General features: G+C 51.1%; 10 protein-coding genes. 1 reads left to right on the forward strand and 9 read right to left on the reverse strand.

From position 1 onward, the window contains the following. Nucleotides 1-5: 5 nt before the first annotated feature. The 5 genes from OCV31_RS00950 to OCV31_RS00970 all read right to left on the reverse strand — a co-directional run bounded on the left by OCV31_RS00950 (nucleotide 6) and on the right by OCV31_RS00970 (nucleotide 6,283). Entirely contained in the window at nucleotides 6-386 is a 381-nt protein-coding gene (locus tag OCV31_RS00950) for a helix-turn-helix transcriptional regulator (RefSeq protein ID WP_148471735.1), read from the reverse strand. Next, nucleotides 383-2,752, reverse strand: a complete 2,370-nt coding sequence (locus OCV31_RS00955) for a glycogen/starch/alpha-glucan phosphorylase (RefSeq protein WP_267303717.1) — start codon at nucleotides 2,750-2,752, stop codon at nucleotides 383-385. The genes OCV31_RS00950 and OCV31_RS00955 overlap by 4 nt, the downstream gene beginning before the upstream one ends. Continuing rightward, a complete protein-coding gene (locus OCV31_RS00960) occupies nucleotides 2,752-4,110 on the reverse strand; it encodes a 4-alpha-glucanotransferase (protein ID WP_267303718.1) in 1,359 nt (452 codons plus the stop codon). The genes OCV31_RS00955 and OCV31_RS00960 overlap by 1 nt, the downstream gene beginning before the upstream one ends. 74 nt (nucleotides 4,111-4,184) lie before the next feature. Next, nucleotides 4,185-6,089: an ATP-dependent zinc metalloprotease FtsH gene (gene ftsH, locus OCV31_RS00965; protein ID WP_148471741.1), complete on the reverse strand. Its 1,905-nt coding sequence runs from the start codon at nucleotides 6,087-6,089 to the stop codon at nucleotides 4,185-4,187. A 38-nt stretch (nucleotides 6,090-6,127) separates the two neighbouring features. Then, nucleotides 6,128-6,283: a hypothetical protein gene (locus OCV31_RS00970; RefSeq protein ID WP_267303719.1), complete on the reverse strand. Its 156-nt coding sequence runs from the start codon at nucleotides 6,281-6,283 to the stop codon at nucleotides 6,128-6,130. Between the two features lie 50 nt (nucleotides 6,284-6,333). Between OCV31_RS00970 and OCV31_RS00975 the strand changes: the two genes are divergently transcribed. After that, nucleotides 6,334-6,981, forward strand: coding sequence for a GerMN domain-containing protein (locus tag OCV31_RS00975; protein WP_148471743.1), 648 nt, complete (start codon nucleotides 6,334-6,336; stop codon nucleotides 6,979-6,981). Between the two features lie 113 nt (nucleotides 6,982-7,094). Here OCV31_RS00975 and OCV31_RS00980 read toward each other — a convergent pair whose 3' ends face one another. From OCV31_RS00980 to OCV31_RS00995, 4 genes are all read right to left on the reverse strand, one after another. After that, nucleotides 7,095-7,565, reverse strand: a complete 471-nt coding sequence (locus OCV31_RS00980; protein ID WP_148471744.1) for a hypothetical protein — start codon at nucleotides 7,563-7,565, stop codon at nucleotides 7,095-7,097. A gap of 102 nt (nucleotides 7,566-7,667) precedes the next feature. Beyond that, a complete protein-coding gene (locus OCV31_RS00985) occupies nucleotides 7,668-8,744 on the reverse strand; it encodes a sensor histidine kinase (protein WP_148471745.1) in 1,077 nt (358 codons plus the stop codon). Further along, a complete protein-coding gene (gene vanR, locus OCV31_RS00990; protein WP_148471746.1) occupies nucleotides 8,728-9,420 on the reverse strand; it encodes a VanR-ABDEGLN family response regulator transcription factor in 693 nt (230 codons plus the stop codon). Before vanR ends, OCV31_RS00985 begins: the two co-directional genes overlap by 17 nt. A 179-nt stretch (nucleotides 9,421-9,599) precedes the next feature. Further along, nucleotides 9,600-9,804, reverse strand: a 205-nt coding sequence (locus OCV31_RS00995) for a transposase (protein WP_148471747.1), incomplete at its 5' end; no start/stop codon positions are given.

Here is a 9,804-nt window from a genome sequence, read left to right on the forward strand (position 1 = left end):
GGCGCTTACACGTCGCTCTTGTCTTTGTTTTTCCAGTAGAGATCCCAAATCTTTTTCATCAGAATGTCTCTGTCCCGCTGCCCGATCTTCTCTGAAGCCAGGGCTTTTTTTATGCCGTTTAAAGACTGGCGCAGGATTTTGTAATCGTCGTAGGCCGCATCATCTTTTTCAGGCATGGAAAACCCCTCGTCTTCGTGGAGCAAATCATTCACATCCACGTCGAAGATGCGGGCCATTTTTTTGTAAATGAGTCGGTTTTTCGGGTAGCTGTCGCCGGATTCGTAATTTTTCACCGTGCGCACGCTCACCCCCAAGGCGTCGGCCAACTCTTGCTGAATCCAGCCCTTTTCCGTGCGAAGGGTTTTTACTTTTTCCGCAAAGGTCATCGAACCACCTGCTCTTTCACATTCCAAATCATGTTTGCGTAGGTCATGATGCTTCGATCCGCGGTAAATTTCGAGGCGCAGGCCATGTTCCAAAAGCTCTTTCTGTACCAGCTTTTTTCATCCTTAAAATCATCTTCGATGCGATTTTGCGTGGCGATGTAGTCCCTCAAATCGTAGAGAATATAGTATTCGTCATTGGGCCCGCTCTTGTTGTCCATCAGAGCGTCCCTAAGGTCGAGGAATTTAAAGCTGCCTCCGTCGTCTAAAAGCCCGTCCGTTAAACTGTCCACGGCTTCTTTCGCCAAGGAGTCCTCTCCGTAGCGGACGACGGGATCGTAGCCCGAGGCTTCCATTTCTTCCACGGAGGTGCCGAAGACGTAGTTATTTTCCGCGCCGGCCTCTTCAAAAATTTCGATATTGGCCCCGTCCATGGTGCCTAAGGTCACGGTACCGTTCATCATAAATTTCATATTTCCCGTGCCGCTTGCTTCCTTGCCCACGGTGGAAATCTGCTCGCTGACATCGGCGGCGGAAACCAGAAGTTCCGCCCAGCTCACGTCGTAGTTTTCGATAAAGACCACTTTCAGCTGATCGCCCACGTCGGGATCGTTGTTGATGACCCGGGCCAGTTCCGTAATGTATTTAATAATGCCCTTGGCCCGGTGGTAGCCCGGTGCGGATTTGCCTCCGAAGATGCAGGTTCTCGGCGTGCGCGCCCTTTCGGGATCGGCCTTGATTTCCTTGTACAAATGGTGAATGTAAAAGCCGTACATCAGTTGGCGCTTGTACTCGTGGATCCGCTTGATTTGAATGTCGTAAATGGAATCGGGATTGACCCGTACGCCGAAGGCCTCCTCGATTCGCTCCGCGAGGCGCACTTTGTTTTGACGCTTAATGGCTTTGAATCGGTCGATGACCGCCTCGTCATCCGCCAAATCTTTTAACTTCGCAAGCTCCGAAAAATCCGTCCGCCAGCTCGTGCCGATCCAATCGTCGATGGCTTCGGACAAGAGGGGATTCGCCGCCATTAAAAAGCGCCGCGGCGTGACGCCGTTGGTGACGTTCATAAATTTGTCGGGATAAAGATCGGAAAAATTCTTTAGCTCCCGCTCTTTTAATATGCGGGTGTGAAGCTCGGCCACGCCGTTTACCTTCGAGGCCACGTGAATGCCCAAGTGGGCCATGTAAATGGTTCCCTTGTCCACAATGGCCATTTTGCGCACCGCCGATTCGTCCAGGCCCCGCTCCCGCATGAGACGGGCGTAGTGATCGTTCAAGCGATAGATCACGGCCAAGGTGTCGGGGCAGACATCTTCCATGATGGCGACGGGCCACTTTTCCATGGCTTCTTGTAAAATCGTGTGGTTCGTATAATTAAAGACGTGCTCCGCAATTTGAAGAGCTTCTTCGAAGGAAAAGCCCAGCTCGTCGACCAATATCCGTATGCCTTCGGGGATGGCGATGACGGGATGGGTGTCGTTGAGTTGAATCGCCAGGGCATTCAATCGAGCCGCCGGTGCCATGGATTTTAAATCGCCTTGGCGCAAAAGGTCCCGAAGGGTGGCCTGTGCAAAGAAGTATTGCTGCATAAAGCGGAGCAGCTGCCCTTCCCTGCGTGCGTCGTTGGGATAGAGGACGCGGGTGATGTTTTCGGCGATGGCGCGCTCGCTCACGGCGCCCAGGTAATCGAAATTGTTGAATTTTTGAAAGTCGAAGTCGTTCATGGCCTCGGCCCGCCACAGGCGCAGGCGATTCACATTGTTCGTCTCGTAACCCGGCACGATGTAGTCGTAGGGAATGGCTTTTAATGTAAAATCTTTAAAGTGCACGGGCACCATTTCGTCGTCGTGGCGGCGGCCCCACATGTCCCCGTCTTTCAGCCACTCGTCCCCCACTTCCACCTGAAAGCCGTCTTCGATTTTTTGCGCGAACATGCCCTTTTCGTAGCGCAGGCCGTAGCCGCGAAGGGGCACGCCTTTTGTGGCGGCGGCATCCATAAAGCAGGCGGCCAAACGACCGAGGCCGCCGTTTCCCAGGCCCGCATCGGGCTCAAAGCGAAAGAGATCTTCCACCTCCACGCCGTAAAGTTCGGGCACCAATTCACGCACCAGGGCCTCTTCCGCCGGGCCCAGCGCTTGAAGATGGGTCTTTAAGCTCTTGCCGATCAAGTATTCCAGACTCATGTAACAGGCGATTTTTCCCTTTTCGTAGGCACGATGGGTGCGAATCCTCCGGTCGTGAAAGGCGATGCGTATGCAGGTGGCCAAGGCCCGGGCCTTCGCCGCCATGCTCGCCTCGTCCACGGATTTCGTTGATTCCAAGTACATGGTGGCCATTAAATTATTGATCCAAGTCTGTTTGTCCATTACTTCGCCCTTTCTTTTAAGCATAATTCGATGCGTTTCGCCGCGTCTTCATTCATTGCATCAGGCGGCAGCATCCATTGCCAATTGCCGCGGCAGGTGCCCGGCCGATTGATGCGCCCGGGATTTTCCAAAAAGTCGCCGTGCTGGAAAAATACCGTCTCTTCCCGCCGACAAACGGCGTAGTTTAAAAGATTCTCTGTGCTGACTTCGGCGCCCATCGCATCTTCCCAGAGACGCTTCGTCTTCTCGTCCATATGTTTTACATAAAGAGGCACAGGATCCGTGTCGTGATTGCCCGTGTAGTATATTTGCGGCCGATCACCCCAGCGACTCGGCCCTTCCAAGGCCATGACCCTCATGCCCGGCCAGGGAAATTTGTCCCGAAAGCGGTGAAAATCCTCGTCCAAAAAGCCCAGGTCCTCGATTAAAAACCGCTTATCCTCTTTCCACGGCGCGAAGAGGGTTTCGCCGGGCACACTTTCCCAGTGCCCTGCGGCGGGCTTTTCGCCGCGAGGGATGTGGTAGATCTTTTCATAGCCCCTGAAGTGATCCAATCGCAGGCGATGATAGCGACTTAAGGCGTTGTCGATGCGCTTTCTGAAATAGGCAAAATCCTCCGCCGCCAAGGCCTTCCAGTCGTAGACCGGCGAATTCCAAAGCTGGCCTTCGTCGCTGAAATCGTCGCCGGGCACGCCGGAAACGTACCTGGGCTCGAGATCATCATCCAAGAGGAAGTGCTCCGGATGGATCCAGCGCTGGACGCTATCGATACCCGGATAATAAGGCAGATCCCCGACAATTTCAATGCCACATGCTTCGGCGTAGTTCAAAATATTTTTCCACTGCTTTTCGAAGAGATACGACAAGGCGCAGTAAATACGCACGGCCCTATCGCCTTTGTGTGCGTCTCGAAAGCCTGGGAAATCTTTCTTTACCTCCGCGGGCCAGTGGCGAAAATGGCCGTAGCGGCCCATGGCCAAATAAAATAGCCCGGCGGCCTCGGCTTCTTCCCCTTTTTCCTCCATGAAATCCTGAAAACAGGGGCAGTCTTCCGTTTTTCTTAGATTCAAATTGCTGCACAGAGCGGCGATTTTTTTCTCATAAGGCACTTCTATCGCGGAAGAAACAAAGCCTTCCTTTTCCAGTGCGCCCACATCCAAAAGCAGAAGATCTCCCGCCGACAAATCCGGCGAGGCATAGGGGCTCATGTAAGCGTCCACGGGATTGATGGGCAAGATCTGCCAGTAGGAAAAGCCCGCGGCCCGCAAAAAATTTAAATAGGCCTCGGCCTGTGAAAAATCTCCCCGGCCGCTCGGGGAAGGCAGAGAAAAAATCGGCAAAAGCATTCCCGCATCCATGGCATCCTCCAAAAAAAAGCCCTGCAAAAGCAGGGCATGCATTGTATTTATTGTCCTAGAAAAAAGCCAGGCTGTCAATGAAGATCTTCTTCCCCTTCTTCCTCTTTCGGTATTTCAGGGGTGGCTTGCGCTTCATTTTCGGCGCGATTTTTTTCTAAAATTTCCATAAATTCCGCGCCGGTAATGGTTTCTTTCTTCAAGAGGTAGTGGGCGATGGCATGAAGGCTGTCCACATTTTCCGTAAGGATTTCGTGGCTCTTTTCCTGAGCCTTGGTAATAATGGCGCTCACGGCCATGTCGATGTCGAAGGCTCTTCGGTCGGAGACGGCCAAAGTGGTGTCGCCGCCTAAATAGCGATTGGTCAAGGTTTCCATCGCCACAAAACCGAACTCGTCGGTCATGCCGTAGCGAGTGATCATGGAGCTGGCGATCTTCGTGGCCTGCTCGATGTCGTTGGATGCGCCGGTGGTGCGGGTGTTGAAGATCAATTCTTCCGCCGCCCGACCGCCGGTAAAGGTGACGATTTTGTTGAAGGCCTCTTCCTTGCTGATCAGGAATTTTTCTTCCTCATCCACCTGCATGGTGTAGCCTAAAGCGCCGCTGGTTCTGGGAATAATAGTGATCTTGTGCACCGGCGCCGATTCCTTTTGCATGGCGGCGACCAGGGCGTGGCCCACTTCGTGGTAGGCGATGATTTCTTTTTCCCTTTGGCTGATGACGCTGTTTTTTCGTTGATGGCCGGCGATGACCACTTCCACGCTTTCCATTAAATCTTCTTCACTCATTAACCGGCGACCGTTACGAACGGCGCGAAGGGCCGCTTCGTTCACCATATTGGCGAGATCCGCCCCGCTGGCGCCGGCAGTTGCCTTGGCCACGGCATTGTAGTCGATGGCCTCTTCCGTCTTCACGTCTTTCGCGTGAACCTTTAAAATGGCTTCGCGACCGGCGAGATCCGGAAGCTCCACGGGAATGCGGCGGTCGAAACGGCCGGGACGCAAAAGCGCCGGGTCCAGGGATTCGGGACGGTTCGTGGCCGCGAGAATGACCACGCCGCCGTTTCCTTCAAAGCCGTCCATTTCCGCCAAAAGTTGATTCAACGTCTGTTCCCGCTCGTCGTTTCCCGAAAAACCGGCGCCGTCGCGCTTCTTGCCGATGGTGTCGATTTCGTCGATAAAGACGATGCAGGGCGCTTTTTCCTTGGCCTGTTCGAAGAGATCCCGCACCTTGGCGGCGCCGAGGCCTACAAACATTTCAACAAATTCCGAACCGGAGATGGAGAAAAAGGGCACGCTGGCTTCTCCGGCCACGGCCTTGGCCAAGAGCGTCTTCCCGGTGCCCGGCGGCCCGACGAGGAGGGCGCCCTTGGGAAGCTTTGCGCCGATTTCCGTGTACTTGCTCGGGTTGTGGAGAAAGTCCACGATCTCCGTCAAGTCGTCCTTGGCTTCGTCCTGACCCGCCACATTGGCGAAGGTAATTCCCTCCACGCTCTGATCGTAAATCTTCGCGTTGCTCTTTCCGAAGCTCATGGGGCCCACGCCCCCCTTGCCGCCCATGGATTTCGTCATGGAGCGCAGGAAAATTTGTCCCACGGCCACCATGACCACCACCATAAGGGCGAAGCTCAAGAGGCTTTGCAAAATAGGATTCATTTCGCTGGGGTACTTGCGGTCGAATTCCACGCCGTTTTCGTAAAGGCGATTGACCAAGCCTTCGTCGGGGAAACGGGCCGTTTCGTAGCGCACGTCCTTTTCGCCCTTAATGGTAAAGGCGATTTGCTTGTCTGCAATATGGGCTTCCTTTACCTTCTTTTGGTCCACGTCGGCCAAAAATTCGTTGTAGCTGACGCTCTTAATCTTGACCGGATCCTTGAGCATCTTCGGCATGAGCATAAACGAGATCAAAAAGACCAGCACGATGCCAATGGCGTAATATAGAAACATCGGTTTATTTATATCTCTTTTCATCGACTCCTCCATTTCATTCTATCTTTCATGTATATCCATAAATTAATAACTTATGCAATCAGGCGATGGATAGATCTTACCACAAGGAGGAAGACCTCAATCGGAAAGATAAAAAACTTATCATCATCTTTGCCTTTGGCCCCAATAGTTAAGTCTCGTATAGAAATGCCGCCCAGCGGGCCGCGATTTGTTTCAATGATCGACACCTGTGGTAAAATAACAAACAACGACGACTTTAGAAGACAGAGGAGGAATTATGAAAAAAATAAAATTAATCGCCGTAACGGGAATCTGCCTGGGCCTACTTCTCGTGGCCACGGGCTGCGCCAAGAACGCGGCACAGGCGGAAGAGGCGAATAATCAGGTGGAAGTGGTTGAAAATCAAAAGACTTCGGAAGATTTAAACAGAGAAGCCGAAGAAAACGCGGCCAACGCAGCGGAAAACAACAAGGCAAAAGATGCCGAGGACAAAGATAAAAAAGACGGCGAGGAACAAAGCTACAAAGTTACCTTGACCTACCCCTCCTCCGACTACATTGTAAACGGCGACGAGGAAAACAAAAAAGTCACGAAACAAGTAGCCATCGACGCATCGAAAGACGACATCGTCAAGAAAGTATTGGAACAATTGGCTCAAAGCCCGAAAGCCGAAGGCGCTGAATCCGTGGGCTTGGATAAATTCGACTTCTCCAAATCCAAATTAGACGGCACCACAGCGGTCGTGGATCTTGCCGGCGATTTGAACGGTGGGTCCTTGGAAGAAGACGTGCTGGCCCGCTCCATCGTCAACAGCCTCCTTTCCGTGGACGGCATTAAGGCCGTGGAATTTACGGTAAACGGCGAAAAGGCCGAAAGCCTCATGGGCCATGTGGATATTTCCGAGCCCTTTACGAAAAATCTATAATCGAATCATCACTTGAGTCCGGAAAATACCGGGCTCTTTTTTTAGCTCTTCGACGCCTCTTGAAAATCTTTCCTTCAAAAACAAAAAAGCCAAAGGGATTTCTCCCCCCGGCTTTAAGACGTCGGTCCATTGAGTTTTAAATTTTCTTCTACCGCCGACGGATCGCCGGCCTTTGCCTTGTCCAGCATCTCCTTAAAATAGCTTCGTGTCGCGTCGTCACACTTGGCGGGACTCATGTAGTTCATCGTCGGTGCCTTTTCCAATTCTTCGATGGCTTTGTCGGCCCGTGCTTTGTCCGTCTTGTAATTATCCAACCATTCCTTTTCCCAGGCTTCTTCCCAATATTGGGACGCCCGCGTGTCGCCATAGCCCGCTTCGTAGGAGGCTTCTTTTTCGCCGTCCAATTCCGTAGGCACGGTATAATTGTCGGGCCAGTCCATGGCGGCTACCGTTTCTTTGAATTCCTTATTTGCAATGTCATAGGAATGAAAGCCTTCCATATTGCTCTCATGACAGGCAGAGAGGCCGAGAGCCAGGGCGAGAATCAGGGAAACGCACAGGATTTTTCTTAATTTTTTTCTCATATCAATCTCCTTTTCAATGTAAAAGCATCTCTACATCTCAAAGAATAGCATGGCTCCCGTTGCGAGTTTTTAATTCCCTTCTACGATATTCTTACTTTTTTCCTACTTTTTGAACCTTATCCGAAAACACACTTTGTTATCTGCGCTTCCCGCTGTGATCTCCGCCCCGTGGGCGCGGAGAATTTCTCGTGCGATGGCAAGGCCCAAACCGGATCCGCCGGCGGAATGCCGCGATGGATCCAGACGGTAAAAGGGCTCGAAAATATTTTCCAAGGCTTCCGGAGGAATGGTCTTGCAGTCGTTGATAAAATCGACGGTCACATCCTCCTCCCCTTCCGTGACGGTGACATGGACGGCGCTGCCCCTATCGCCGTACAAATAAGCATTTTTTAAAAGATTGCCGAACACCCGAGACATCTTGTCAGCGTCGCATGAAAGAATCACATTCCCCGGCACGTGAAGCGCACAATCCATGTGCTTTTCGTCGAAGAGCGGTTTAAATTCAAAAATAACCTGCTCCAAGAGAAGGCTCAAATTACATTCTGCCACGTCCAATTTCAAGTCGGATAAATTAAATTTCGTCATTTCGAAAAATTCATCGATTAAGTCGGAAAGAGCCTCGCTCTTTCTCAGGACCACGGCAAGGTATTTCTCTCGCTCCTCATCGGACAATTTCACATCGCCGCTTAATAAATTTAAGTAGCCGACGATGGATGCCAAAGGCGTCTTCAAATCGTGGGCCAAGTTCACGATTAAATCATTTTTCTGCTTTTGCCTCTGTGCCGCCAAGGTCTCGTTTCGAATCGATTCAGCCTTGAGCGCATTGATTTTCTCGGCAATGGCAGCCAGTTCCGGCGACAATTCAATGGTACCCGCTTCTTTATCGAAAAGAAGACTCGTCGCTTCCTGCAGCTCATCCACGTAGTAAACCAATTGCTTAAACAATCGGTAGGTAGTGAGCATGATGAGAAGAACCCAGGTTCCGAGGGCCGGATAGAGTAAGTAAAGATCCCGGTAATACAAATAATTGAAGGGATCATGACCGTTCAGCCATCGGCGCAAACAAAAACTTACAAAAAGCGTGGCAAAAAACACCGCAGCGGTAATCGCGATGGCTTGAATCACGTAGCGCTTTAAAATCCCGCGAAGCAAGAGGTCGTTGTTATTTTTCGATGACATAACCTACGCCCCAAACTGTTTTAATGTACGTTGCATGTCGGCCGGAATCATTCATCTTTTCCCGAATTCGCCCGATGTGCGCCATGACCGTGTTGTTGTTATCCATGTATTTTTCCCGCCAAATCGCTTCAAAAAGTGCTTCAGAGGAGACAACCTCCCCTAAGTGCTCGCACAAATACCACACAATTTCAAATTCGATGGGCGTCAGGGAAAGGGTCTTTTCATTTAGGGTGCATTTGTGCTCCCTTTTGTTGATGACCAAGCCGCGAATGGAAATCTCTTCCTCCGCCCCGCCGCTTCCCTGATTGTATCGGCCGCTTCGGCGAAGTTGCGTCTTTACTCTGGCCACGACTTCCAGGGGATTAAAGGGCTTGGTCATGTAATCGTCGGCCCCGATGGTCAGGCCCAAAATTTTATCTCCGAAATCGATTTTCGACGTCAGCATAAGGATGGGAAAAAAGTAGTTTTCGCGAATCTTTTGGCACAGACTGAAGCCATCCAGGTCTTCCAACATAATGTCCAAAATCATAGCATCCGGCGGATCCGCTTTGATTTTTTCCAGGGCTTCCTCGCCGTCATAGGCCGTTTCCACAACGTATCCGTCGTTACGAAGATAAATCTCGAGCAGTTCACAAATTTCTTTCTCATCATCGACGATAAGGATTTTTTCTTTCATGATTTGTCTCCATAAGTCTTAAAAATTCTTCCGCTTATTTGACTTCACTATACCACGAATCCGCTTTTTTTATGGCAAGGATTTATTTAAGAGGTTTCTTTACAAAAAAAGGTTCTATGTCAACCATTGGGGAGTCTAGTGAAAACTAGGCTCCTTTTTGTTTTCCTAAAAGCCATTCATCACCGGTCTTTTGAACAGACGAAAAGCAGTTTGGTTCGGAAATGATGAAAGTTACGCATCCCAAAAGCGACGCGCTTCACGGTCTTGATCTTGTTGTGCGTTCCCTCCACGTAGCCGTTACTCCACGGGTAATCAAAGCTGTTGGTGATCTCCTCGAACCAGTTGTTGTAGGCGCGCAAGCAGTAGCGCCATTCCCTTTGCCCG

The sequence above is a fragment of the Aedoeadaptatus acetigenes genome, from assembly GCF_025566985.1.
In the GTDB taxonomy this organism is placed as follows: Bacteria; Bacillota; Clostridia; order Tissierellales; family Peptoniphilaceae; genus Aedoeadaptatus; species Aedoeadaptatus acetigenes.

Bases quoted from the DNA above. Each gene is read 5' to 3' on its own strand.
- OCV31_RS00980 (WP_148471744.1), bottom strand. From the start codon at position 7,565: ATGAGAAAAAAATTAAGAAAAATCCTGTGCGTTTCCCTGATTCTCGCC.
- OCV31_RS00975 (WP_148471743.1), top strand. From the start codon at position 6,334: ATGAAAAAAATAAAATTAATCGCCGTAACGGGAATCTGCCTGGGCCTA.
- ftsH (WP_148471741.1), bottom strand. From the start codon at position 6,089: ATGGAGGAGTCGATGAAAAGAGATATAAATAAACCGATGTTTCTATAT.
- OCV31_RS00960 (WP_267303718.1), bottom strand. From the start codon at position 4,110: ATGGATGCGGGAATGCTTTTGCCGATTTTTTCTCTGCCTTCCCCGAGC.
- vanR (WP_148471746.1), bottom strand. From the start codon at position 9,420: ATGAAAGAAAAAATCCTTATCGTCGATGATGAGAAAGAAATTTGTGAA.
- OCV31_RS00950 (WP_148471735.1), bottom strand. From the start codon at position 386: ATGACCTTTGCGGAAAAAGTAAAAACCCTTCGCACGGAAAAGGGCTGG.
- OCV31_RS00985 (WP_148471745.1), bottom strand. From the start codon at position 8,744: ATGTCATCGAAAAATAACAACGACCTCTTGCTTCGCGGGATTTTAAAG.
- OCV31_RS00955 (WP_267303717.1), bottom strand. From the start codon at position 2,752: ATGGACAAACAGACTTGGATCAATAATTTAATGGCCACCATGTACTTG.